The 23,698-nt window shown below is 72.8% G+C and carries 25 protein-coding genes; 15 read left to right on the top strand and 10 right to left on the bottom strand.

The window, feature by feature from the left end; genetic code table 11:
• The first annotated feature begins 104 nt into the window (after positions 1 to 104).
• Complete coding sequence (locus BMY61_RS33500) at positions 105 to 1,184, top strand: aminotransferase class V-fold PLP-dependent enzyme (protein ID WP_042452487.1); 1,080 nt, start codon at positions 105 to 107, stop codon at positions 1,182 to 1,184.
• Here the strand turns inward: BMY61_RS33500 and BMY61_RS33495 are convergent.
• The gene (locus BMY61_RS33495) at positions 1,142 to 1,882 is read right to left on the bottom strand and encodes an SDR family NAD(P)-dependent oxidoreductase (protein WP_042452490.1); all 741 of its coding nucleotides are present in this window, start codon (positions 1,880 to 1,882) and stop codon (positions 1,142 to 1,144) included. The two genes, BMY61_RS33500 and BMY61_RS33495, sit on opposite strands and share 43 nt — an antisense overlap.
• A gap of 64 nt (positions 1,883 to 1,946) precedes the next feature.
• Here BMY61_RS33495 and BMY61_RS33490 point away from each other — a divergent pair, with 64 nt between their 5' ends.
• Genes BMY61_RS33490 through BMY61_RS33480 form a run of 3 tightly spaced genes read left to right on the top strand, consistent with a single transcriptional unit; the run spans position 1,947 to position 3,120 of the window.
• Positions 1,947 to 2,168: a toxin-antitoxin system HicB family antitoxin gene (locus BMY61_RS33490; protein WP_042452493.1), complete on the top strand. Its 222-nt coding sequence runs from the start codon at positions 1,947 to 1,949 to the stop codon at positions 2,166 to 2,168.
• Positions 2,165 to 2,560 carry a hypothetical protein gene (locus tag BMY61_RS33485; RefSeq protein WP_425314721.1) on the top strand — a complete coding sequence of 132 codons (396 nt, stop codon included), beginning with the start codon at positions 2,165 to 2,167 and terminating at the stop codon, positions 2,558 to 2,560. Before BMY61_RS33490 ends, BMY61_RS33485 begins: the two co-directional genes overlap by 4 nt.
• A gap of 32 nt (positions 2,561 to 2,592) precedes the next feature.
• Positions 2,593 to 3,120: a hypothetical protein gene (locus BMY61_RS33480; RefSeq protein WP_042452499.1), complete on the top strand. Its 528-nt coding sequence runs from the start codon at positions 2,593 to 2,595 to the stop codon at positions 3,118 to 3,120.
• Between the two features lie 37 nt (positions 3,121 to 3,157).
• Here the strand turns inward: BMY61_RS33480 and BMY61_RS33475 are convergent, their stop codons facing one another.
• Both BMY61_RS33475 and BMY61_RS33470 read right to left on the bottom strand, forming a co-directional pair.
• Positions 3,158 to 3,430 (bottom strand): Smr/MutS family protein, encoded by a 273-nt coding sequence (locus BMY61_RS33475; RefSeq protein ID WP_042452502.1) that lies wholly within the window; start codon positions 3,428 to 3,430, stop codon positions 3,158 to 3,160.
• A gap of 6 nt (positions 3,431 to 3,436) precedes the next feature.
• Positions 3,437 to 4,072, bottom strand: coding sequence for a hypothetical protein (locus tag BMY61_RS33470; protein ID WP_042452504.1), 636 nt, complete (start codon positions 4,070 to 4,072; stop codon positions 3,437 to 3,439).
• 367 nt (positions 4,073 to 4,439) lie between these two features.
• Here BMY61_RS33470 and BMY61_RS33465 point away from each other — a divergent pair, with 367 nt between their 5' ends.
• Together BMY61_RS33465 and BMY61_RS33460 are read left to right on the top strand one after the other, a co-directional pair.
• Positions 4,440 to 5,687 (top strand): polysaccharide deacetylase family protein, encoded by a 1,248-nt coding sequence (locus BMY61_RS33465; RefSeq protein WP_042452506.1) that lies wholly within the window; start codon positions 4,440 to 4,442, stop codon positions 5,685 to 5,687.
• Between the two features lie 168 nt (positions 5,688 to 5,855).
• Complete coding sequence (locus tag BMY61_RS33460) at positions 5,856 to 7,634, top strand: phosphatidylglycerol lysyltransferase domain-containing protein (protein WP_042452509.1); 1,779 nt, start codon at positions 5,856 to 5,858, stop codon at positions 7,632 to 7,634.
• A 6-nt stretch (positions 7,635 to 7,640) separates the two neighbouring features.
• Here the strand turns inward: BMY61_RS33460 and BMY61_RS33455 are convergent, their stop codons facing one another.
• From BMY61_RS33455 to BMY61_RS33445, 3 genes are read right to left on the bottom strand one after another with little or no spacing between them, the layout of a single operon-like run.
• Positions 7,641 to 7,997: a hypothetical protein gene (locus tag BMY61_RS33455; protein WP_042452511.1), complete on the bottom strand. Its 357-nt coding sequence runs from the start codon at positions 7,995 to 7,997 to the stop codon at positions 7,641 to 7,643.
• A 56-nt stretch (positions 7,998 to 8,053) separates the two neighbouring features.
• Positions 8,054 to 9,286: a sensor histidine kinase gene (locus BMY61_RS33450; RefSeq protein ID WP_236656268.1), complete on the bottom strand. Its 1,233-nt coding sequence runs from the start codon at positions 9,284 to 9,286 to the stop codon at positions 8,054 to 8,056.
• Positions 9,283 to 9,981, bottom strand: coding sequence for a response regulator (locus tag BMY61_RS33445; protein ID WP_042452514.1), 699 nt, complete (start codon positions 9,979 to 9,981; stop codon positions 9,283 to 9,285). Before BMY61_RS33445 ends, BMY61_RS33450 begins: the two co-directional genes overlap by 4 nt.
• Before the next feature lie 268 nt (positions 9,982 to 10,249).
• Between BMY61_RS33445 and BMY61_RS33440 the strand changes: the two genes are divergently transcribed.
• From BMY61_RS33440 to BMY61_RS33430, 3 genes are read left to right on the top strand one after another with little or no spacing between them, the layout of a single operon-like run.
• Positions 10,250 to 12,274 carry a beta-galactosidase gene (locus BMY61_RS33440; RefSeq protein WP_042452516.1) on the top strand — a complete coding sequence of 675 codons (2,025 nt, stop codon included), beginning with the start codon at positions 10,250 to 10,252 and terminating at the stop codon, positions 12,272 to 12,274.
• Positions 12,275 to 12,318: 44 nt separating this feature from the next.
• Positions 12,319 to 13,137, top strand: coding sequence for a class I SAM-dependent methyltransferase (locus tag BMY61_RS33435; RefSeq protein WP_082015274.1), 819 nt, complete (start codon positions 12,319 to 12,321; stop codon positions 13,135 to 13,137).
• A gap of 50 nt (positions 13,138 to 13,187) precedes the next feature.
• The gene (locus BMY61_RS33430; RefSeq protein WP_236656270.1) at positions 13,188 to 14,654 is read left to right on the top strand and encodes a DUF2079 domain-containing protein; all 1,467 of its coding nucleotides are present in this window, start codon (positions 13,188 to 13,190) and stop codon (positions 14,652 to 14,654) included.
• On the opposite strand, the gene BMY61_RS33425 is transcribed toward BMY61_RS33430, so the two are convergent.
• Entirely contained in the window at positions 14,635 to 15,570 is a 936-nt protein-coding gene (locus tag BMY61_RS33425; protein WP_042452520.1) for an NADP-dependent oxidoreductase, read from the bottom strand. The genes BMY61_RS33430 and BMY61_RS33425 overlap by 20 nt on opposite strands.
• A gap of 92 nt (positions 15,571 to 15,662) precedes the next feature.
• Here BMY61_RS33425 and BMY61_RS33420 point away from each other — a divergent pair, with 92 nt between their 5' ends.
• Positions 15,663 to 16,076, top strand: coding sequence for a winged helix-turn-helix transcriptional regulator (locus BMY61_RS33420; protein WP_042452522.1), 414 nt, complete (start codon positions 15,663 to 15,665; stop codon positions 16,074 to 16,076).
• Between the two features lie 12 nt (positions 16,077 to 16,088).
• On the opposite strand, the gene BMY61_RS33415 is transcribed toward BMY61_RS33420, so the two are convergent.
• The 3 genes from BMY61_RS33415 to BMY61_RS33405 all read right to left on the bottom strand — a co-directional run bounded on the left by BMY61_RS33415 (position 16,089) and on the right by BMY61_RS33405 (position 20,014).
• Positions 16,089 to 16,748 carry a hypothetical protein gene (locus BMY61_RS33415; RefSeq protein WP_042452524.1) on the bottom strand — a complete coding sequence of 220 codons (660 nt, stop codon included), beginning with the start codon at positions 16,746 to 16,748 and terminating at the stop codon, positions 16,089 to 16,091.
• Positions 16,749 to 16,824: 76 nt separating this feature from the next.
• The gene (locus tag BMY61_RS33410; RefSeq protein WP_042452526.1) at positions 16,825 to 19,341 is read right to left on the bottom strand and encodes a DEAD/DEAH box helicase; all 2,517 of its coding nucleotides are present in this window, start codon (positions 19,339 to 19,341) and stop codon (positions 16,825 to 16,827) included.
• Between the two features lie 220 nt (positions 19,342 to 19,561).
• Positions 19,562 to 20,014: an SRPBCC family protein gene (locus BMY61_RS33405; RefSeq protein ID WP_042452528.1), complete on the bottom strand. Its 453-nt coding sequence runs from the start codon at positions 20,012 to 20,014 to the stop codon at positions 19,562 to 19,564.
• A gap of 227 nt (positions 20,015 to 20,241) precedes the next feature.
• On the opposite strand from BMY61_RS33405, the gene BMY61_RS33400 reads away from it, so the two are divergent.
• The 5 genes from BMY61_RS33400 to BMY61_RS33380 are packed head-to-tail and all read left to right on the top strand — an operon-like array spanning position 20,242 to position 23,684.
• Complete coding sequence (locus BMY61_RS33400) at positions 20,242 to 20,652, top strand: DoxX-like family protein (RefSeq protein WP_201777608.1); 411 nt, start codon at positions 20,242 to 20,244, stop codon at positions 20,650 to 20,652.
• Entirely contained in the window at positions 20,649 to 21,692 is a 1,044-nt protein-coding gene (locus BMY61_RS33395) for a DUF3419 family protein (protein ID WP_063773314.1), read from the top strand. The genes BMY61_RS33400 and BMY61_RS33395 overlap by 4 nt, the downstream gene beginning before the upstream one ends.
• Positions 21,689 to 22,471 carry a DUF2071 domain-containing protein gene (locus BMY61_RS33390; protein WP_042452530.1) on the top strand — a complete coding sequence of 261 codons (783 nt, stop codon included), beginning with the start codon at positions 21,689 to 21,691 and terminating at the stop codon, positions 22,469 to 22,471. Before BMY61_RS33395 ends, BMY61_RS33390 begins: the two co-directional genes overlap by 4 nt.
• On the top strand, positions 22,468 to 23,259 hold the full coding sequence (locus tag BMY61_RS33385) for a methyltransferase domain-containing protein (RefSeq protein ID WP_052439011.1): 792 nt from the start codon (positions 22,468 to 22,470) through the stop codon (positions 23,257 to 23,259). The genes BMY61_RS33390 and BMY61_RS33385 overlap by 4 nt, the downstream gene beginning before the upstream one ends.
• Positions 23,256 to 23,684, top strand: coding sequence for a hypothetical protein (locus tag BMY61_RS33380; protein ID WP_042452533.1), 429 nt, complete (start codon positions 23,256 to 23,258; stop codon positions 23,682 to 23,684). The genes BMY61_RS33385 and BMY61_RS33380 overlap by 4 nt, the downstream gene beginning before the upstream one ends.
• Positions 23,685 to 23,698 lie beyond the last annotated feature (14 nt).

Below are 23,698 nucleotides of genomic sequence, written 5' to 3'. Positions count from 1 at the left end.
GCCCCTGGGCGTGTGCCACCCGGGCGTGTGCATAAGTGTCCCTTGGGGCCACGGCAAGGGAATTGGCCGTGGTGCCGACGGGCCGCAGCGGGGACGATGGCGGCATGGATCTTGACCTCGTCGCCCGGGAGTTCGCGCCCGAGACCGTCTACCTCAACACCGCCACCATGGGCCTGCCGCCCGCGCGGACCGTGGCCGCGTTGCACGCGGCGATCGCCGCGCAGGCGGGCGGGAGAACGGATGCCGTCGCGTACGACGATCAGGTGCGAGCGGCGCGCGGGGCGTTCGCGCGGATCGCCGGGGTCGCGGAGCGGCAGGTCGCGGTCGGCGCCACCGCGGCCGAGCACGTGGGGGTCGTCGCGGAGGCGCTGCCCGACGGGGCCGAGGTGCTGCTCGCGGCGGGTGAGTTCACCTCCGTGACCGCTCCGTTCCAGCACCGGCCCGGTCTGCGGGTGCGGGTCGCCCCGCTGGAGCGGCTGGCCGAGGCGGTCACGGACGGGACCGCACTGGTCGCGGTGAGCGTCGTGCAGTCGGCGGACGGGCGCGTCGTCGACCTGGCGGCCGTCCGGGAGGCGACCCGTCGCGTCGGCGCGCGGCTGCTGCTCGACGCCACACAGGCCGCCGGCTGGCTCCCGCTCGCGCCGCACGCCGCCGCCGCGGACTACCTCGTCTGTGCCGGGTACAAGTGGCTGCTCACGCCGCGCGGGGTCTCCTTCCTGGCCGTCGCCCCCGACGCCATGGCTGGTCTGCGCCCGCTCGCGCCCGGCTGGTACTCCGGCGAGGACCCGTGGGCCAGCTGTTACGACGCCGTCCGGCCCGCGCAGTCTGCACGGCGGTTCGACCACAGCCCCGCCTGGTTGCCGTTCGTCGGCGCGGCGAGCTCCCTCGCGGTGATCGAGGAGCTCGGCCCCGAACGGATCGGCGCGCACGACCGCGCCCTCGCGGCGCGCTGCCGCGAGGGGCTGCACGCGCTCGGGTACCGGCCGGTCGGCGCGGACTCGGCGATCGTCTCCGTCGCGGGGCTCGGCGACCTGGCCAATCAGCTCGCCGGGGACGGTGTCCGGGTCAGCGCCCGGGCCGGCGGGCTGCGGCTCTCCTTCCACCTCTACAACAGTGAGGCGGACGTGGACCGGCTGCTCGACTACATCCCGCCGGCCACGCGCAGCACCGCACCGGTGGCGTAGCTCGCGTCGGGGGAGAAGAACCAGGCCACGGCGCCGGCGATCTCCTCCGGCTGGGCGCAGCGGCCCAGCGGGATGTTCGGTGCCCGCTTGGCCGGACGCTCCGGGTCGGGGTGGAAGTCCGTCCACACCGTCCCGGGCGCCACGCAGTTGACGCGGATGCCGCGCGGGCCGAGCTCCTTGGCCAGGCCGACCGTCATCGCGTCGACCGCCGCCTTCGCGGCGGCGTAGTGCACGTACTCACCGGGGCTGCCGAGGGTGGCCGCGCCGGAGGAGATGTTGACGATCGAACCGGCCACGCCCGTCTCCGTCATCGCGCGCACCGCGGCGCGCGCGCAGAGCAGGTAGCCCGTGACGTTCACGTCGACGGAGCGGCGGATGCCCTCCGGGTCCGCCTCGGCGAGGGGCCCGTACGGGCCCGGCACGCCGGCGTTGTTGACCAGCCCCGTCACCGGCCCGAGCCCGGCCTCGGCGGCCGCGCCGAAGAGGCGCTCCACGTCGCTCTGGTCGGTGGTGTCCGCCTGCACGGTCACGCACCGGCGGCCCTGCGCGCGGACCTGTTCCGCGACCTGCCGGGCGGCCTCCTCGTCGGACCGGTAGCCGAGCACCAGGTCATGGCCCTCGCGGGCCAGGCGCAGCGCGACGGCCGCGCCGATGCCCCGGCTCGCGCCGGTGACAACGGTTACCCGCTGGTCAGTCAAGACTTCCCCCAGAACTTTCCATGCGCCAGATGGCGTACAGCACGCCTGCTGTACGGTAACCGTCATGTCGAAGCACATCACCATCCGGGTGGACGAGGAGTTCCATGCCCGGCTGGCGGCGCGGGCGGCGGCCGAGGGGACCACGATCACCGCCCTGGTCACCGAGGCCGCGCGGCGCGAGCTCGACCCGGACCGGCAGCGCTTCCTGGAGGCGGCGGCCGAGTTCAACACGTCCGAGAACTGGGAGTACTTCCAGGAGCGGTTCGGCGGGAAGAAGTCCGCGTGAAGGCAGCAGAGGAAGTGGTGAAGGCCGACGAGGCCTGGGCCTGGAACGTGCTCGCCCACCATCTGCCGTCCGATCCGACGGTCTGGGACCCGTCCGCGATCAGCGCGGCGATCGCCCGCCACGCGAGCGACGTCGTCCTCGTCGCCGACGAGCCCCCGCGCGACGTCCACTGGCGCGCGGCCGCCCTGCTGCACACCCTCTCCGTCTGCCCGCCGCTCGACTCCCCGATGAACGAGTTCTACGCGGCGACCCTCACCCGTGCGTACCTGGCGATGGCGGACGTCAAGCCGCTCCCGAACAGCTTCGCCCTCGCGGACCTCGTCGAGCACGCCAAGGAGGGCCGCAACGACGTCTTCGCGACGGCGGAGGCCCTGAGGAAGCTGACGGACTGACAGATCCCTTCGGTCGGGGTTACGCTCCCGGTATGGCGGTGGGGGTGCTGTTCTACGCGTTCTTCGGGCTGGGCTGGCTGCTGGCCGGGCTGGGGCACTTCGGCGGCACGGTGACCGGGGTGGCCGGCACGGTGGGCCTGGTCGTCGCTCTCCTGCTCGTCCGCGCGGCGCGGCGGCGCGATCCCGGGCGCGGCGAACGCCTGCCCCCCGCGCAGGCGCGACGGTTCGGGCAGGTCAACGCCGTGCAGTGGCTGCTGATCGCAGCCATCGCGGTGGGCTGTGGGCTGGGCGGCGTCCCGGTCCTGATCATGCCGCTGGTCGCGGTGGTCGTCGGTCTCCACTTCTTCCTGCTGGCGCGGGTCTTCGCCGAACCGCGGATGGTCGCCACGGGCGCGCTCCTCACCGCGGTGGGCCTCTCCGGCCTCGCCGCCCGCGCGGCGGGCGCCTCCCCGGGCACGGTGTTCACGATCGTCGGCGTCGGCTGCGCGCTGATCCTGTGGCTGACAGCGCTCGGGGCAGTTGCCGGCACCTCAGGGGCGCGACAAGCCGGCGACGAGTAGCTGGTCCTCAACGCGCAGGGCCATCCGCACAAGGGGGTTACTCGCGCAGTTCCTCGCGCACCTGAGGGGCGAAGTGGATCACGATCCGCCCCGGGTTCTTCGGGTCCTCCTCGCGGCGGGCGTACAGCCGCCGGATGTGCTTCTGGTCCAGGAACGCCAGCACCCGCCGCTTCAGCTGCCCCGAGCCCTTGCCCGGGATGATCTCGGCGACGGGGTCGCCCGACTGGGCGCAGGCGAAGAGGAACTGGCGCATGGCCAGTTCGATGTCGCGGTTGTTGCGGAAGATCGGGTGGAGGTCGAGGCTGCGCATCGTCGTTCAGGGCCTCTCGCTGCGGCGGGGGTCGGGGCGGTCGAGGTTCCAGTGTCGGACGGTCTGGCAGAGCCAGCCCTCCTCGCCGCGGGGGAGCAGCGAGATCCGGGTGACCGTGCGCTGGCCGCCCTCGTGGTCGCCGTAGAGCAGGTCGACGTTGATCCGCTCACGGTTCTTCACCTGCTGGGCCAGGACGGCGAAGGCCGGATCGGCGGGGTCGCGCAGTGCCGCGTGCCAGGTGCCGTGGTCGGCGGGGGCGAGGTACATGTCCAGGCCCTGCGGGCGGAACTCCGCCGCGGCCACGGGCGTGTCGCCCCGGGGGAGCGACCAGCCGTGGACGACGCCGAGGCCGGGACCGAGGTTCCGCAGCGCTGCGCCGAGGTAGATCGCGTCGTCGCCGAGCGCGGCGTAGCCGGCGGACCCGGCGAGGTGCGCGCGGTGGCCGTCGCTCCAGATGAGCTTCTGCTCCGGATCGGTGGGTCGGGCGCCGACCAGGACGGGGCGCAGCGAGACCTGGATCGCGCGTTCGGCCGAGCGCGCCGCGCGGTCGGCCGAACGGATGGAGGCGAAACTCGCCACCGCCAGCACCAGCGTCCCACCGGCCGTCAGCACGGCCGAGACGGTGCCCCAGTCGATCGCCACGCGTCCATCCCCCCGGTCCGTCACGGATTCCAGCCGTCCGACGGATGGATGACCGCCGGACGGTGGTGATCTCATCGGACCCGCGGGGATCTTGTCAGACCAGGCGCAGCGTAGTCGCCTGGCGCGAAACGCACACGTTCGAGTGAGTTTCCTCTGGAGTTCCTGTGGGACACCTCCCCAGGACACGTACTGACGACTGAATCTCCGGTGGGTCCTTGGAACACGGCTGTCTCCGGATGAGGGATGCTGTGAGGGTTGCTTACATCGGGATGGATCGCAGCGAACCGCGACAGCCCGGGCAAGCGTCCCAATAGGCGCACAGCTGAACGATGAGCGAGCGGAAGCACGCGCGGAAGGCAGGAACCGTATGGGAGCGATCTCTCGCAGGAACATGCTCGCCGGGGGAGCGGTCGCCACGGCGGCGGCGTTGGGCTTGTCCGCCTGTGGTCGCTCCGGTGGCGGGACCAGGGCGGGCGGCGGGGACGGCAAGCCGGTCGGCGGGGCGTCCGGCAGCCCGAGCGTCAACGCCCGTCCGGTCAACCTGATCGGTGACGGGTCGATGGCCGACACCGGCCCGCAGCCGAACCAGCCGGAGGCGACGAGGCTGCAGCCGGGCCAGCGCCCGCCGCAGTTCGTCGTCTTCTCCTGGGACGGTGCCGGCGAGGACAGCAAGCAGCTGTTCTCGCACTTCCGCGCCGTCGCCCAGGAGGTCAAGGCGACGATGACCTTCTTCCTCTCCGGCATCTACGTGCTGCCCGAGGGCAAGAAGGACCTCTACAACCCGCCGGGGCACCGGCGTGGTGCCTCCGACATCGGCTATCTCGCCGACGACCACGTCCGCGCGACGCTGGAGCAGACGCGGGGGGCGTGGCTGGAGGGCCACGAGATCGGCACGCACTTCAACGGTCACTTCTGCAGTGCGAGCTCCGGTGTGGGCACCTGGAGCGCGGAGGAGTGGCGCAGCGAGACCGAGCAGGCCATGGACTTCGTGGCGAACTGGAAGACCAACACCGGCTTCCACGACCTCGATCCGCTGCCGTTCGACTACCGCAAGGAGCTGATCGGCGGCCGCACCCCGTGCCTGCTCGGGCAGAACCAGTTCCTGCCGACGGCCGCCGCGATGGGCTTCAAGTACGACGCCAGTTCGCCCGGCGGCAACCAGATGTGGCCGGAGAAGAAGCACGGCCTGTGGGACTTCCCGCTGCAGTCCATCCCGTTCCCCGGGCACAGCTTCCAGGTGCTGTCGATGGACTACAACATGATGGCCAACCAGAGCGGCGGCAACCCGAAGGGCGACCCGTCCAAGCGCGCCTACTGGCAGCAGCAGTCGTACGCGTCGTACATGGCGGGCTTCAACCGCGCCTACACCACCAACCGGGCGCCGTTCTTCATCGGCAACCACTTCGAGAGCTGGAACGGCGGCATCTACATGAAGTCCGTCGAGCAGGCGCTGCGCGAGATCGCGGCCAAGCCCGACGTGCGGCTGGTCTCGTTCCGGCAGATGGTCCAGTGGCTGGAGGCCCAGGACCCGGCGGTACTGGCGAAGCTGCGCACCCTGAACGTGGGGCAGAAGCCGACCGACTGGAAGCAGTACACCTCGGTGACCCCTGTCTGACCTGCGGACCTGCCGTTCGACGCCCGCGACCCCGCCGATCGGCGGGGTCGCAACAGGGACCTCGGAGTGACGAAACCCGCACCGGGCCGCGCCAAGCTGATAACTGGGCTGATACCTCTTCAGCCGGCCCAGTCAGCGTCCCGTCCCGCGTCCCACCCGGAGCCGTTCTTGTCCTCGACCGCCACCACATTCGACAAGGTGACGCACGTCAGCGCGCGCACCGCCGTCTGGTATCTGCGGATCGTGGCCTGCCTCAACCTCTTCGCCGCGGTCTCGCTGAGCTTCCGCGAGCAGGTGCGGCACCACAACGCCGGCGACTTCTACACCCCCTACCTGCTGACCGCCGGCTTCAGCTCGGCCGCGTTCGCGGTCTTCATGGCCGTCATGATGAACCGTCACAAGCGGGCCGCCTGGATCGCCAACGCAGTGCTGTCGGGGCTGCTGACCATCGCGCTGGTGCTCTCCCTCATCGAGCAGCCGGGCGTGCGGGCGCACTGGTTCAACTGGGCGACGCTCGGCGTCCTGGTCCTGTTCGGGGCGGCCCTGCTGCTCGGGCGCGCCGAGTTCCGCGCCAAGGGGGACCCGACCAACCCGCGGCTGGCCGCCGGCGTGCTGGTCGGCGGCGGCCTGGTGACGCTGCTGGTGGGCACGGGCCTGCTCAGCCTCACCGAGGCGGGCCGCGGTGCGACGCTGGGTGACCGCGTCGAGTACGTGATCTACCGCGCGATCACGCTGAACTCGGCCGGCTCGCAGTTCTTCGAGGTCGCCGTCCCGCGCTGGATCGACGTCACCGTCAACGGGCTCAGCGTCGCCGTGCTGGTGCTGGTCACCTACGCGCTCTTCCGGGCCCCCAAGGGCAAGGAGTACCTCGGCCCCGAGGACGAGGCGCGGCTGCGCGGCCTGCTGGACCGCCACGGCGCCCGGGACTCGCTCGGCTACTTCGCGCTGAGGCGCGACAAGTCCGTGGTCTTCTCGCCCAGCGGCAAGGCGGCCGTCACCTACCGCGTGGTCGGCGGCGTCTCGCTGGCCTCCGGCGACCCGATCGGCGACGTCGAGGCGTGGCCCGGGGCGATCGAGAAGTGGTTGGAGCAGGCCCGCGAGCACGCCTGGACCCCGGCGGTCACCGGCGCCAGCGAGGAGGCCGGCGTCGTCTACGCCCGCCACGGCCTGGACGCGCTGGAGCTGGGCGACGAGGCGATCGTCGAGGTCGCCGACTTCTCCCTGGAGGGTCGCTCCATGCGCGGCGTCCGCCAGGCCCACAACCGCGTCCGCCGCGCCGGGTACACGGTCGCCGTCCGCCGCCACGCGGACATCGGCGAGGCCGAGATGGACGCGATGATCGTCCACGCCGACCGCTGGCGCGACGGCGGCACCGAGCGCGGCTGGTCCATGGCGCTCGGGCGCCTGGGCGACCCGGACGACGGCCAGTGCGTGATGCTCGAGTGCAAGGACGCCGACGGCGAGCTGAAGGCCCTGCTGAGCTTCGTCCCGTGGGGCGAGCACGGCCTCTCCCTGGACCTGATGCGCCGCGACCGCGACAGCGACAACGGCCTGATGGAGTTCATGGTCATCGAGCTGCTGCAGCAGGCCCGCTCGATCGGCGTGGAGCGCGTCTCGCTGAACTTCGCGGTCTTCCGCGCGGTCTTCGAGCGCGGCGGCAAGCTCGGCGCGGGCCCGTTCCTGCGTGCCTGGCGCTCGGTGCTGGTCTTCTTCTCCCGCTGGTGGCAGATCGAGTCCCTCTACCGTGCGAACGCCAAGTACCGCCCGCAGTGGGAGCCCCGCTACGTCCTGTTCGAACGCAGCCGCGACCTGCCTCGCATCGCCCTGGCCAACGCCTGCGTCGAGGGCTTCATCGCCCAGCCCCGCCTCCCTGCCCTCCCGCGCGGCAAGCGCCGCAGCGCCGCGCACCGGCCGGAGCAGGAGCGCGAGCTGCAGCACGTGGCGTAGCCGCGCCTACCTGAACTCGTGCACGACCTCGATCGTGCCGACGATGTGCGCGTTGAACTCGTCCAGCTCCTCCGCCGGGACCCAGAGCTCCAGGATCGTCCGCCCACCCGCCTGCTGGACCGGGTAGCGCTTCAGGAACTCGGTCTCCACCTCGAAGCGCGTGACGAAGCCGGCGCCGCTGTGCTTGACGTTCCAGTCACGCGCGATGCGGACCGCGTAGTCCTCGTTCAGGACCGGGTAGAAGATCGGCTGCTCCGGCAGGCGGGGCGGCCAGGCGCGCCAGGAGAGGTCGCGGACCAGGGCCAGCTCCACCGGGCCGGTGGGGCGCCAGAGGGTCGTGGTCGGGCGCGGGGTCTCGTTCATGAGCACCGGAGCGTAGCCGGACGTCCGGGGCCGGTGCGACGGAGTTTCCGCAGCTCTCAGCCGGTGGGGAACGAGGCGGCGACGGTGAAGCCGCCGTCCGGGGTGGGGGTGGCCGAGAGGGTGCCGCCGAGTTGTTGGGCTCTCTCGCCGAGGCCGATGAGGCCGTGGCCGCCGCTGGGGAGGAGCAGCGGGGTGGCGTCCGGGGAGCCGGCGGTGTTGGCCACGGTCACCTGGAGGGAGCCGGAGCCGCGGGTGAGGCGGACGGTGACGCAGGAGCCCGGGGCGTGCTTGCGGACGTTGGTCAGGGCCTCCTGGACGGTGCGGTAGGCCGCACGCTCCACCGGCTCCGGCAGGGGTTCCTCGACGTCCGCTTCGAGATCGCAGCTGAGGCCGGACTCCGCGACCAGGCGCGGCAGGTCGGCCAGGGTCGGCTGTGGCGTCAGCTGCTTGGCGTCGCCGCCGGCGGCCCGCAGCACGCCGACCATCTGGCGCAGCTCCTCCAGGGTCTTCACCGACAGTTGCCGGATCGTCCGCGCCGTCTCCTTGGTCGCGTTCGGGTCGCCCGCGCGGACCTGGAGCGCGCCCGCCTGGATGGAGATCAGGCTGACCTGGTGGGAGACCACGTCGTGCATCTCCCGGGCCAGCCGTGCCCGCTCCGTCGACAGGACGGACTGCGCGAGCAGCCGCCGCTCCCGCTCCTGGCCGCGGGTGAGCTCGTCGAGGCGGACGGCCAGCTCCCGGCGGGTGGTGACGAGCATGCCCAGCGCGATCGGCGCCGCCGCCGTCAGTACCGCGTACATCGCGGCCAGTGCGGTCGTGCGGTCCCAGGCGAGGGTGAAGTCGCCCCAGGGCCAGGGGACGAACTGGGTGAGTGCCACCAGAAGGCCGCCGATCCACATCGGCCACCGGTTGCGGTAGCGCACGGCGACCGAGTAGACGGCGAACATCGGCGCCAGCCAGATGTTGCTCAGCTCCATGCCCGGCAGCGTCGCCAGCAGGGCGATCAGCGGCCAGCGCTTGCGCAGCAGCAGCGCGGCGGCCGCCACCATGGAGGTGATCATCTCCGTCGCCGAGCCGAGGTCGTTCGCGAGCAGCGCGTCCAGCGCTGCCAGCAGAGCCGGCACGGGCACGGTGACCCAGGGGCTGAAGTACCAGGGGCGCGCGGCTCCGGCGCCCGCGCCCGAACCTGCCGCGCCCGAGGCTGCCGCGCCCGAACCCGCCGCACCGGGTGAACCCGAAGCGCCGGATGCGTCGGGCACCGGCGCGCTCACGAGCGCGCCCGCGCTCACTGGCCGTCCTTGCGCGCTCCCGCGCCCGACGCGCCGGCGCCCGGGCCGTGATCGCCGGCCAGCAGCCCGGCCTGGTGCGCGAAGACCGCCGCCTGAACCCGGTTGGCGGTGCCGAGCTTGGCGAGGATCGCGCTGATGTGGTCCTTGACCGTGCCGGTGCTCAGGTAGAGCCGCGCGGCGATGTCCGCGTTGGACAGACCCTCGCCCAGCAGCATCAGCACGTCCAGCTCGCGCGTGGTCATGGTGGCCAGCCGCGCGGCCGTCTGCCGGTCCGGACCGGAGTCGAGGTAGCCGGCGATGACGGTGTCCGTCACGGCCGGCGAGAGGATCCGCCCGCCGGAGGCCAGCACCCGCACCGCGTGCATCAGCTGCTCCGGATCGGTGTCCTTGAGCAGGAAGCCGCTCGCGCCCGCGCGCAGCGCGGTGCCGATGTACTCGTCGCTGTCGAACGTCGTCAGCATCGCGACGGCCGGAGGCTCGGGCAGCTGCATCAGCCCGCGCAGCACCGTCAGGCCGTCGACGTCGGGCATCCGGACGTCCAGCAGCACGACCTCGGGGTGAAGCCTGGCCACCGTGGCGACGGCGTCCCCGCCGCCGCAGGTGCCGACGACCTCGATGTCCGGGGCCGAGCCGACGATCAGGCTCAGGCCGGAGCGGACGAGCGTCTCGTCGTCGACGATGACCACGTGGATCACAGGCGGACCTTTCGCATTGCTGTGGGCGGGGTGTGCATGGATGCCCCGACATAGAGCCTACGAGTACCGGCGCGCCACGGGGCAGAGGCTGGTGCACGGATCCGTGCCCGGCGACGGGACGGACCCGGACCACGGACCCGCCCGACGCACCCGGCCGACACACCCGGACGACGTACCCCGGACGGGGTCTTGCCGAAGGTGCGTCGAAGAGGAGAGGCTGCGCACGGCGTGTGCGGTTCCAGCAAGGGCACCGGACGAGGAGTGATCCATGGCACAGCGGCTGCGCCTCACGGGCCTGGCCTACGGCGGCGACTACAACCCGGAGCAGTGGCCGGAGGAGGTCTGGGCCGAGGACGTGGCGCTGATGCGCGAGGCCGGGGTCAACCTGGTCAGCCTCGGCATCTTCTCCTGGGCCCGGCTGGAGCCGCGACCGGGCGAGTTCGACTTCGGCTGGCTGGACCGCGTCATCGAGCTGCTGCACGCCGGCGGCGTCGCCGTCGACCTGGCCACACCCACGGCCGCGCCGCCCGCCTGGTTCCAGAAGGCCCACCCGCACGTGCGACCGGTCACCGCCGACGGCCGCGTCCTCGGCTACGGCGCCCGGCAGACCTACTGCCCGAGCTCCCCGGAGTACGCCCAGGCCGCCGCCCGGATCACCCGCGCCCTCGCCGACCGTTACGCCGGCCACCCGGCGGTCGTGCTGTGGCACGTCCACAACGAGTACGGCTGCCACGTCTCGCGCTGCTACTGCGAGCGCTCCGCCGCGGCGTTCCGCGACTGGCTGCGGGACCGCTACAAGACCGTGGACGTGCTGAACGAGGCCTGGGGCACCTCCTTCTGGGGCCAGCGCTACGACTCCTTCGACGAGATCGACGCCCCGCGCGAGGCACCGACGGCCGTCAACCCGGCCCAGCAGCTGGACTTCCGGCGCTTCTCCTCGGACGCGCTGCTGACGCTCTACAAGGCCGAGCGCGACATCATCCGGGCCGCGGACCCGGACGTGCCGATCACCACCAACTTCATGGCAGGCCTCTCCGACCACCTCGACTACTGGTCCTGGGCCCGCGAGGTGGACCTGGTCGCCACCGACCACTACCTCTCCGCCGAGCGCGCCGACAACCAGATCGGCCTGGCGCTGAGTGCCGACCTCACCCGCTCCCTGGCCGGCGGCGCGCCCTGGCTGCTGATGGAGCACTCCACCTCCGCGGTCAACTGGCAGCAGCGCAACATCGCCAAGCGGCCCGGGGAGATGGCCCGCAACAGCCTCGCGCACGTCGCGCGCGGAGCGGACGGCGTGATGTTCTTCCAGTGGCGCGCCTCCCGCGCGGGCGCGGAGAAGTACCACTCCGCGATGCTCCCGCACGCCGGGACCGACACCCGGCTGTGGCGCGAGGTCGTCGACCTGGGCGCCCGTCTGCGCGCGCTCGCACCGCTGCGTGGCAGTCGGGTGCGGGCGGACGTGGCGATCGTGTGGGACTGGGAGTCGCGCTGGGCCCTGGAGCTGGAGTACCGGCCCAGTGTCGAGCTGGACTTCCGTGAGCGGATCGACGCCTACTACGAGCGCCTGTGGCGGGCCGGCGTCACCGTCGACTTCGTCCACCCCGGCGCGGACCTGAGCGGCTACCGGCTCGTCGTCGCGCCCTCGATGTACGTCACCCGCACCGCCTGGGCGGAGAACCTGCGGTCCTGGGTCCGCGCCGGCGGCACGCTGCTGACGAGCTACTTCACCGGCATCGTCGACGAGAACGACGCCGTCCACCTCGGCGGCTACCCCGGCGCACTGCGGGACGTGCTGGGCGTGCGCGCGGAGGAGTTCCTGCCACTGCGTCGCGGCGAGACCACCACGCTTGTCGCCACGCCGCGGATGGACGGCGCGGCCGCCGCGCCCGGCACGGCCTCGCGCTGGGCCGAGGACCTCGCCCTGGACGGCGCCTCCGCTGTCCTGCAGCACGCCGACGGCCCGGCCGCGGGGCGCCCCGCCGTGACCCGCCACGCGTTCGGCTCAGGCATCGCCTGGTACGTCGCCACCGCTCCCGACGCGGGGACGCTCGACGCCGTCCTGCGCGCCGCCCTCGCCGACGCGGGCGTCCGCACCCCGAGCGGCCTGCCGGACGGCGTGGAACGCGTCTGCCGGGTGGACGCGGACGGCCGCGACTGGGACGTCGTCATCAACCACACCGCGTCCGATACGACCGTTCCGGGGCCGGAAGGTCCCGTTTCGGTACCCGCCGGAACGGTCCGGGTGCTGGCCTCCGAGCCGCTGGAGTCGGTAGGTTCGCCGACGGACCAGTGACCGGGACGTGACCGGCGCGTGACCGAAGGGACGGGGAGGGGCGCGTGGGACAGCAACGAGCGCTCGTGTTCGGGACGACGGCGGAGCAGTACGACGCGGCGAGGCCCGGGTACTCCGACCTCCTGGTCGACACCGTCCTCGCGTACACCGGCGCGCACCTGCCGCGCGCCCTGGAGATCGGCGCCGGGACCGGCAAGGCCACCGTCGCCTTCGCCGGACGCGGCCTGCCGGTCCTCGCCGTCGAGCCGGACCCTCGGATGGCCGAGGTCCTGCGCCGCAACATCACCGGGCTGCCGCAGGTCGAGGTCGAGGTCGGGCTCTTCGAGCAGTGGCAGCCCGGGGAGCGCCGCTTCGACCTCGTCTACGCCGCCCAGTCCTGGCACTGGCTGGACCCGCACACCCGGCGCGACCACCTCCTCGACGCCCTCGCCCCCGGCGGGGCCGTCGCGCTGATCTGGAACTTCGCGCCCATGGTCGACCCGGTCCTGCACCGCGACTTCACCGCCATCGACGAGGAGTACGGCACCGAGCTGGGGCGGCTCACCGGTCTCGCCGCCGAGTTCGCCGACGAGATCGAGGCCACCGAGGAGAACGGCTGGCCCAGCCTGGACTTCGCCGGGGACGAGCGCTTCACCGACCAGCGCTCGGTGCGCGTCCGCAACGGCCTCACCCGGCACAGCGCCGACGCGTGGCTCTCCCGGGTGGCCACCCAGTCCGGTGTGCAGATCCTGGAGCCCGAACGCCGGGCGGCGCTCCTCGCCGCGCTGCGCGCCGTGCTCGAGGCGCACGGCGACGGGCTCGACACCGAGTGGATCACCGACGTGTTCCTCGCCAGACGGGCCCGCGGCGAGGTGCGGGCATAAGCGGGCATAAGGTGGACGGGTTTGCAGGCTGACGGGGTGGGACACGGCACGTGAGTACAACCGGGACGACGGTCGTCGCGCAGCGACGCGTACGGCTGGTGACGGGGGAGCTCGGAAGCGCAGAGGGGCGGATACCGCCTTGGGCGTACAGCTGGGGCACGGCGGCGGTCTTCGCCGTGCTCTACACGGTGCTGTCCGTGCGGCGCCACCAGCTCCAGCAGACGGCCGGATACGACCTCGGCATCTTCGAGCAGGCCGTGCGCGCCTACGCGCACCTGCAGGCGCCGGTCACCCCCCTCAAGGGCCCCGGCTTCGACGTGCTGGGCGACCACTTCAGCCCCGCCGTCGCCGTGCTCGCGCCGTTCTACCGGGTGTTCCCGAGCCCGGTGACGCTGCTGGTGGCGCAGAGCGTGCTGCTCTCGCTGGCCATCGTGCCGCTCGCCGACTGGGCGTTCACGGCGCGCGGGCCGCGCACCGCGCTGGTGGTGGGGTTCGGGCTGGGCGCCTCCTGGGGCATCGTGCAGGCGGCGGCGTTCGACTTCCACGAGGTGGCGCTCGCCGTGCCGCTGATCGCCTTCGCGGTGCGCGCGCTGGGGGAGGAGCGGTGGCACGCGGCGGCCTGGTGGTCGCTGCCGCTGCTGCTGGTCAAGGAGGACCAGGGGCTGACTGTCGCCGCGGTCGGCGTCTACCTCGCGCTGCGCGGCCCGCGTCGGCTCGGCCTGTGGCTCGCCGCGTTGGGCGCGCTGGGCACCTGCGTCGAGGTGCTGCTGGTGCTGCCCGCCGTCAACGTCCACGGCGGGTTCGACTACTGGCAGCAGATCACCGGTGGTGGCAGCGCCACCACCGGTGGCGTCACCCAGGCGGGCGGCGGCGGCACGCTGGTCGGCCTGCTGCTGCACCTGCCCTGGCCGCCCGTCAAATGGCTCACGGTGCTGATGCTGCTGGCGCCCACCGCCTTCTACGCGCTCCGATCGCCGCTGACACTGCTGTGCACTCCGACGCTGCTGTGGCGCTTCGCCTCGGGCAACTCGCACTACTGGGGCGTCGCGTACCACTACAGCGCGGTACTGATGCCGATCGTCTTCGGCGGCTTCGTGCACGCGCTGACGCGCGGGCGGCTCTCCTGGCGCCGGGGGCGCGCGGTGCTTGCGGCCTCCGCCGCCTTCACGGCGGCGGCGATGCCCTTCTTCCCGCTGCGCGAGCTGGCGCTGTCACCCCAGTGGGTGACGCCGGCGCACGTGCAGACGGCCGAGGCGATCCTGAACCAGATCCCCGACGGCGTGAAGGTGGCCGCCAGCAACCGTCTCGCCGCCCAGCTCGTCCACCGCGACACGGTCACCCTGGTCTGCATGCGCGACGCCTCGGCCGACGCCGCCTGGGTCGTCGTCGACGCGACCGACTCCAAGGCCATCGCGCCGTGCTCGGCGGACACCGCCGTCGCCGAACTGGCCCACTTCGAGTCCCGCGGCTACACCGTGGTCGTCAGCAGCGACGGCGTCACCCTGCTGCGACGCTGAGCACGACCTTGCCGCGGGCGTGGCCGGACTCCACCTCGGCGATCGCCTCGGCGGCCCGCTCCAGCGGCAGCACCAGCCCGAGGTGCGGACGCAGGTCACCCTTGGCGGCGAGCAGGGCGAGGGCGTCGAGGTCGCCCGGGTCGGGGCGGAAGTAGAGCTCCGTCAGCTCCACGTCGAGCTGCGCCGCGCGCGTGCGCAGCGCGGTCCGGTCGACGCCGGTACCGCGCACGTCGACCAGCCGTCCGCCCGGACGCAGCAGCTCCAGCGAACGCAGCGCGTGCGCTCCGCCGAGCGGGTCGAGCACGACGTCGAAGCGGTCCGGGCGGGCGAACACGTCGGTGGCGCGGTGGTCGACGGGCTCGTCCACGCCGAGCTCGCGCAGGAAGGCCTGGTTGGCGGTGCCGGCGGTCGCCGTGACGTGCGCGCCGCGTGCCCTGGCGATCTGTACGGCGAGATGCCCGATGCCGCCTGCCCCCGCGTGCACGAGCACCCGCTCCCCGGAGCCGAGGTGCGCCGCCGCGACCAGCGCCTGCCAGGCCGTCAGGCCCGCCACCGGCAGCGCGGCGGCGCACGCGTCGTCGAGCTCGTCGGGAGTGCGCGCGAGCGTCGTCCCCGGGACGGCGACGTACTCCGCGAAGGACCCCTGCGGCGGCGGCACCACCCCGAAGACCCGATCCCCGGTCCGGAACCGTCCGCCGTCGCCGGCGACCACGGTGCCCGCGACGTCCAACCCCAGCCCCAGCGGCGGCTCCCCGAGCCGCCGCACCTCCCCGGCCCGGATCCGCCAGTCGGCCGGGTTCACCGCGGCCGCCGCGACCCGCACCAGCACCTCCCCGGGCCGGGGCTCCGGCACCGGCCGTTCGGTGAGCTCGACGACCTCGGGGCCGCCGAAGGAACGGATCCTGATGCTGCGCATGACGCCCTCCCGGGACTCGGTTCGAGGGCTTCATCCTTTCCGCGGCGGGTATCCGTTGTGAAGAAGGCACCCGTCTGATACCCAGGTACCTCATGGATACCGTCACGCGCCGCGTCCTCGCCGAGGAGTTCGCCGGCTACCGCCGCGACTGCCCCTCCCGCACGGTCGTCGAGGTCCTGGCCAACAAGTGGTCCCTCTACGTCCTGTCCGCGCTGGGCCGCTTCGACCGGCCGCTGCGCTTCAACGAGCTGCGGCGCATCCTCGACGGGATCACCCAGAAGATGCTCACCCAGACCCTGCGCACCCTGGAACGCGACGGCCTGGTCTCCCGGGCCGTCTACCCGACGGTTCCGCCGCGCGTCGAGTACACCCTCACCGACGAGGGCCGCGCGGCGGGCGAACTGACGACGGCCATCGCCGACTGGGCCGTCGACCACGCCCACGCCATCCAGGCCGCCCGCGCCCGCTTCGACGCCCGCGCGGCCGAGCCGCCCCGGCCGCTCTGAGCCGCGACCGGCTCAGTCTCCCGGCTCGCGCGACCAGCGCTGGCCCGCCGTCTCCACTGCCAGGAGCAGCCCGAAACAAACCACCAGCGCCCCCACCTCGACCCGGCCCCGCACGAACGCCACCACGACCACCGATCCGAGAGCGGCGAGGGCCGCCGTACGGTCCACCCACAGCCATCGGCGGGGGGTGCGCACGTCGCGCCGGTCCAGGCGCGCCATGACGGCCAGCAGTACGCCGAGCGGCACCGAGCCGAGGATCCAGCCGCTGCGGAAGCCGGGGTCGTAGCCGCTCACCCACGCCGTGCCGTTGCCGTCGGACAGGCGCTCGACCCGGCCGCGCAGGACGGACGCGGTCACCGTCTGGCCGATCCGCGGGTCCAGCCGGAACAGGCCGTCGCGGTCCAGGTAGATCGTGCGGACCCCGCCCGGGAGCCCGGACACGGTCACCCCGTAGGTCGGGCCGATCCCGTGCCGCAGGCCCAGCACGTACCGGTAGCGGGGCAGGTAGGAACCGACCCGGACAGCGGCCGAGCTCAGGCAGACGGCGCCGGCGGCCGGATGCGACGGGCAGTCGGGAACGGTGGCCGGGGTGGCGAGCACCCACGACCAGAACCCGATCAGCGCCGCGGCGAGCACGCCGACCACCACGCTCGACCGCTTGACGCGACCCATACGCCCGCTCCCCCCGAAGACGGACGCCATGCTCCCACCGGGGCCGAGCGCCGTCGAGATCACCGGCGGACCGGACTCACCCCAGGCGGTCGACGCCGGTGACGCGCAGGACCGCGCGGCCCTCCTCGTCGGAGGAGTGGAGGTCGACCTCGGCGCTGATGCCCCAGTCGTGGTCGCCCGCCGGGTCGTCGAAGATCTGGCGGACCAGCCAGGCGCCCTGGACCGTCTCCTCGTCGATGATGAGCATCTTCGGCCCGCGGGCGTTCGGGCCGGTGAACAGGTCGTCGTGCTCGTCCCAGTAGGCGTCCATGGCGTCCGCCCAGCGGTCCGCGTCCCAGCCGCCGTCCTCGGCGTCCAGCTCGGCCAGCGCGCCGTAGTTCTCCAGCGCGCACAGCTCGACGCGGCGGAAGAGCGCGTTGCGGACCAGGACCCGGAAGGCGCGCGTGTTCGCGGTGACCGGCGCGGTCTTCTCCTCCAACGACTGCTCCAACTCCTCCTCGTCCTCGGGGTTCGCCAGCTGCTCCCACTCGTCCAGCAGCGAGGAGTCGACCTGGCGGACCAGCTCGCCGAGCCAGGAGATCAGGTCGCGCAGGTCCTCGGACTTCAGGTGGTCCGGCACGGTGTGCTCGACGGCCTTGTAGGCGGAGGCGAGGTAGCGCAGCACCAGGCCCTCGGTGCGCGGGAGTTCGTAGAAGCCGACGTAGTCGGTGAAGGTCATCGCGCGCTCGTACAGGTCGCGGGCGACGGTCTTCGGGCGCAGCGGGTGGTCGCTGATCCACGGGTGCGAGCGGCGGTAGACCTCGTAGGCGTGCTCCAGCAGCTCCTGCAGCGGCTTGGGGTAGGAGATCTCCTGGAGCCGCTCCATCCGCTCCTCGTACTCCACCCCGTCGCGCTTCATCTCCGCGACGGCCTCGCCGCGCGCCTTGTTCTCCTGCGCGTGCAGGATCTGGCGCGGGTCGTCCAGGGTCGACTCGACGACGGACAGCACGTCCAGCGCGTATGTCGGCGACGCCGGGTCCAGCAGCTCGAACGCGGCGAGTGCGAACGTGGACAGCGGCTGGGTGAGCGAGAAGTCGTCCTGCAGGTCGACGGTCAGACGGACGATGCGGCCCGTCTCGTCCGGGTGCGGCAGCCGCTCGACGACGCCGCCGGCCTCGAGGGAGCGGTAGATCGCGATGGTCTCGCGGATGTGGCGGCGCCGCGTGCGCGGGTCGTCGTCGTTGTCCGTCAGCAGGTGCCGCATCGCCTCGAAGGCGTTGCCGGGCCGGTTGATGACGGAGAGCAGCATCAGGTGGCTCACCTTGAAGCGGGAGACCAGCGGCTCGGGCGCCGCGTCGATGAGCTTGGTGAAGGTCTCCTCGCCCCACGAGACGAAGCCCTCGGGCGCCTTCTTGCGGACGACCTTGCGCTTCTTCTTCGGGTCGTCACCGGCCTTGGCGACGGCCCGCTCGTTCTCGATGACGTGCTCGGGCGCCTGGGCGACGACCGTACCGACGGTGTCGAACCCGGCGCGGCCCGCGCGACCGGCGATCTGGTGGAACTCGCGGGCGCGCAGCATCCGCACCCGCTGGCCGTCGTACTTGGACAGCGCCGTGAACAGCACCGTGCGGATCGGCACGTTGACGCCGACGCCGAGTGTGTCGGTGCCGCAGATGACCTTCAGCAGACCGGCCTGCGCGAGCCGCTCCACCAGGCGCCGGTACTTGGGCAGCATGCCGGCGTGGTGGATGCCGATGCCGTGCCGCACGAACCGCGACAGGTTCCGGCCGAACTTGGTGGTGAAGCGGAAGTTGCCGATCAGCGCGGCGATCGCGTCCTTCTCGGCCTTGGTGCACATGTTGATGCTCATCAGCGCCTGTGCCCGCTCGACGGCCTGTGCCTGCGTGAAGTGCACGACGTAGACAGGCGCCTGACCCGACTTGAGCAGGTCCTCGAGGGTGTCGTGGATGGGCGTGCGCTGGTACTCGTAGAACAGCGGGACGGGACGGGTCGCCGAGGAGACCGTGGTGGTGGCGCGACCGGTGCGGCGCTTCAGGTCCGCCTCGAACTTCCGCACGTCGCCGAGCGTCGCCGACATCAGCAGGAACTGCGCCTGCGGCAGCTCGATCAGCGGCACCTGCCAGGCCCAGCCGCGGTCCGGCTCGGCGTAGAAGTGGAACTCGTCCATGACCACCTGCTGCACGTCCGCCTGCGCGCCGTCGCGCAGCGCGATCGAGGCGAGCACCTCGGCGGTGCAGCAGATGATCGGCGCGGTCGGGTTGACGGACGCGTCACCCGTCATCATGCCGACCTTCTCGGTGCCGAACATCTTCACCAGGTCGAAGAACTTCTCCGAGACCAGTGCCTTGATCGGCGCGGTGTAGAACGTCCGTTGCCCGTTCGCCAGCGCGGTGAAGTGCGCCCCCGCCGCGACCAGGCTCTTCCCGGAGCCGGTCGGGGTGTTCAGGATGACGTTGTTGCCCGAGACGATCTCGATCAGCGCCTCTTCCTGGGCGGGATAGAGGGTGATCCCGCGCTCCTCGGCCCACCCGGCGAAGGCCGTGAAGAGCTCGTCGGGCTGGGGGCTGGCGGGGATGAGATCAGTCAGGGTCACCGGACCATTCTGCCTGGTCCGCCGCCTCGGCCGGACTCGAGTCGGTAGCCCGGCAGTCGGGACGTGTCGAGAGAGAACCCGAAGGGCCCGGGAACACGGATCGACCGGCCGAGAGCGGGATCCTCATGAGTGGGTGGTCCCGCAGCTTCCCGGTCCAGTCGTTCTCCGGGTTCGTGGTGGCGGACTTCCTCGATCGTTTCGAGGTGCTGGGATCCCCACGTCAGCGGGCCAGGCGCTCCGCCAGCACCCTGCCGCGCGCGGCCTGCACCTCGCCCGCCTTCCCGGCGGCGAAGCGGAGCAGGCCGAACGGCGCGGACAGGTGCAGGGTGTCCACGACGCGCGAGCCGTTGTCGTGCGCGTGGATCGCGAAGCTGTAGGACATCCGCACGCCGCCCGGGCTGACCACGTCCCCGTGGACGGTCGCCTCCTCCGGCAGGCCGCCGGGCTCGGAGCGCAGGGTGACCCGGATGTGGTTGTCATGCGTGACCAGCCCGAGGAAGCGGAAGCGCTCGACCGCCACATAGTGGGTGACCTCGTCCTCGCGCCGCACGTCGCGCACGGCGACCAGTAGTGGCGACAGCCCGACGTAGTTGTCCGGCTCGACCAGATGCGCCAGCACGGCGGCGGGCTCGGCGGGGACCTCGTAGGTCCGGGTCAGTTCGGTGCTCGGCACGTGCGTCTCCTCCGTCGGGCTCCGCGGGGCGCGGACCCGTGGATGCTCCCAGGATCACCGCTCGGCCACCAGGGGGCGCCGAGAACTCAATATTGAACGTGTTCAAAATGTGCGCCATGATGGTTCCCGTACGAGGGGGACCCGGGACGGGGGCGTGCGCCGCTGACGAACGGGCGAACCGTCATGCCTGTTGAGGCGGTGTCCAGTCCGCTTCCGAGGAGGTCCCGGTGCAACGATCCCGGCGGACCGCGCTGCCTGCGGCGGCGGTCGCGCTGACCTGGTTCTACGAGGGTCTGTGGTGCAAGCTCTGGCCCGGACGCGCGGACCAGCGGGCGATCGTCGGCAGCGTGCCGATGCTGCCCGCGGGCGCCGTCACCACCGTGCTGGCCGCGATCGGGCTGATGGAGGTCGGCATCGGGCTGTGGGTGCTGAGCGGCCGGCGCCCGCTGCTTGCCGCAGCGGTTCAGACGGCGCTCATCGTCGCCTTCAACACCGGCGGGCTGCTGTTCGGCGCGGACCAGATCGCCGAACCGGGACGGCTGGTGGTCCAGGACCTCGCCCTGATCGCGTTGATCTGGACCGTCGCGACCACGCGCAGCGGCGCCACCGCCGCCCCGGCACGCGCGCTGGCCCCATGAGCGCCGCCACACCCTGGGGCGACGGGAGCATCCTGGCGTTCGGCTCGTCGTGCTCCCCCGGCCTGCTGTTCGGGCGGATGTACGAGGACGTGGGCATCGAGCTCGACGCGTTCCCGCCGCCCGGTGCACGCGTGCTGTGCATCGCCTCGGCGGGGGACACGGCCGGAGCCCTCGCGGCCGCCGGACACGACGTCACCGCGGTCGACCTGAACGCGGCCCAACTCGCCTACGCACGCCGCCGACTCCACGACGGTGCGCCCGCCGAGACCGGCACGGCCGAGCGACTGCTCGCCCTCGGCCGGTTCGCGGCGGCCCGCGCGCTTCCCGCCTGGCGTTCGGACGGACCCGAGCGCTTCCTGCGGCTCGACGACCCGGCCGAACAAGCCCGTCGATGGCACGACGAACTGGACTCCCGCGGGCTGCGGATCCTGGCGGGCCTCGCGCTGCGCCCGGCCGGGACGCTGGCCCTCGCCCTGAGACCCGCCTTCCGCGAGGTGATGCCGGGCCGGTTCGACTCGGTGCTGCGCCGCCGCATCGGCCGGGCCGTCGCCCGGCACTCCAACTCCTCCAACCCGTGGGCCTGGCGGCTGCTCGCGGGGCGCGAGCTGCCCGATCCGGCGCCGGCGATCGCGGGGGCCACGTCCTCGACGGTCGTGCCGCTCGCCGGCCGCGCGGTGCGCCTGCTGCACTGCGACGTCGTCGAGCACCTCGAGCGCTCGCCGCGCGGCGCCTACGACGCGGCGACCCTGTCCAACGTCCTGGACGGCCCCGGCCCTCAGTTCGCACGTCGCCTGTGGGCCGCGGTGCGACACGCGGTGCGGCCCGGCGGGGTCGTCGTCTGGCGCAGTCTGCGCGAACCCGGCCCCGCCGGGCCGGGGCAGGCCGCAGCCGACCGATCGATGCTCTGGGGGGTGGTCCGGGTCGAGCGACTCGGTGAGCCGGCCCCCGAACGAACCCCAGGAACCCCGGAAACCCCGGAAACCCCGGAAACCCCGGGAACTCCGGAAACCCCGGAAACCCCGGAAAAGGACCCCCGATGAGACATCTGCTGCAACGTCATCCGTTCCCGATGCGGACCCGGTTCGCCCACTCGCTGGTGCTCACCTACGCCCTGCCGCCGGAGGTGCTCACGGCCCTGGTCCCGCCGGGTCTCAGCCTCGACACCTACACCGACCAGTACGGGCACGAGCACGGCTTCGTCGCCGCCGCCGTGGTCGACGCCCGCGCGCTGCGCCCGTCCTTCCTGCCCGCCGCCTGCGGCGGTGACCACGTGCTGACCGGCTACCGGATCTTCACCCGGTTCCCGACCCCCACCGGCCGCACCATGCGCGGCCTGCGCATCCTGCGCAGCGACACCGACGACCGCCTGATGGCGCTGGGCGGCAACGTCTTCAGCCGTTACAACTATCACCGTGCCCGGATCACCACCGGCGTCAGCGACGGGGACCTCCACTTCGACGTCCGCAGCGACGACGGGCACGCCGACCTGGTCGTGCGGGCCCGGATCGGGGACGGCAGCCCGGCACGACTGCCCGAGGGAAGCCCCTTCGCCACCGCCCGCGATGCCCGCCGGTTCGCGGGGCCGCTGCCCTACACCTTCGAGTACGAGCCGCAGACGGACTCCGTGATCGTCGTCAAGGCCACCAGGACCGCGTGGGATCCCGTGCCCGTCGACGTCGAGGTCAGCGCGCTGACCTTCTTCGACCACGGGTCGTTCGCCGGTGCCCGACCCCGGCTTGCCAACGCGTTCCACGTCGCGGACGTCGACTACGGCTGGGAGGCCGGCCGTCGCCGCACCAGGGAAGGAGCCGCAGCGTGAGGCTGCTCCAGCTCCCGCGCGCCGACGCGCCCGCGCCCACCCGGCCCTCCGGCGTGCGCGAGGTCGCCCGGTTCAACTGGCCCATGTACGCGGTCGGCGCCACGACGGTGGTCCTGGGCTGGGCGCTCGCGCGCCGCCTGCCGGTCCGGCCCGCCCGGCTCGCCCGAGCGGGCGCGGCGACCGCGGCGGCCCTGCTGGTCGGCAGCACCGCGGCGACCTGGTGGGTCTACGACCACGCGCGACCGTTCTCGTTCGACTGGCTGGATGACCTGCTGCCCGAGGGTCCGGGTGACCACCTCGTGCTGTCGGCCGGCCTCGACGAGGCCGCCCGCCCGCTCGCCGCGCGCCACCCCGGAGCGGCGCAGTGCGTCGTCGACCTGTACGACCCGGCGCTCATGACGACGGGCTCCATCCGCCGTGCCCACCGCCTGACCGGTGGGGCCGCGCAGGGAGCGCTGCCCGGGCGGCCCACCGCCCTGCCGGTGGAATCGGCCGCCCACGACAGCGTCTTCGCGGTCTTCGCCGCCCACGAGTTGCGCCGCCGGGAGGATCGCGAGGCCCTGTTCGCCGAGTGCGTCCGCGTCCTGCGCCCGGGGGGCGCCCTGGTGCTGGTCGAGCACCGCAGGGATGCCGCCAACGCGGCCGCGTACGGCCCGGGCGCCTGGCACTTCCTGCCCAGGGCTGAATGGCTGCGCCTGGCCGACCACGCCGGCCTGCGGCGCGGCGCGGAGCGGCGGATCGCCGGCCTGGTCACCGCGTTCGCCTTCCGCAAGGAGGCGGCGGCGTGACGCACGTCCTCACTCTGGAGACTCAACTGCGTCTGGTGGGCGCAGCGCTGGTCGCGGTCGGGCTCCTCCACGCGGTACTGCCCCGGGTGATCGGCTGGCCGGCCGATCTGGCCGGGACCACCCTGCTCACCCGTCAGGTGGCCTCCGCGCACCTCTTCTTCATCGCCCTGACCTGCGTCCTGCTCGGCCTGCTGCCGCTCGCTCTGGCGCCGGCCCTGCTGTCCCGCGGTCCGTTGGGCGCGGTTCTGCTCGGGGGCGAGTCGGTGTTCTGGGGGACCCGCTGGGTCTTCGAGTTCGCCTTCTTCTCGCCCCGGCTCTGGCGTGGCGACCGCTTCCGCACCGCCGGGCACGTGGCGTTGTCCCTGCTGTGGACCTGGGTCGCCGGGGTCTTCGTCGCCGCGCTGGTCCACACCCTGGCGCGGTGACACGGGCGGTGACG

This window comes from Streptacidiphilus jiangxiensis, from assembly GCF_900109465.1.
Taxonomy (GTDB): domain Bacteria; phylum Actinomycetota; class Actinomycetes; order Streptomycetales; family Streptomycetaceae; genus Streptacidiphilus; species Streptacidiphilus jiangxiensis.
This window is presented reverse-complemented; position numbering and strand designations above follow the sequence as displayed.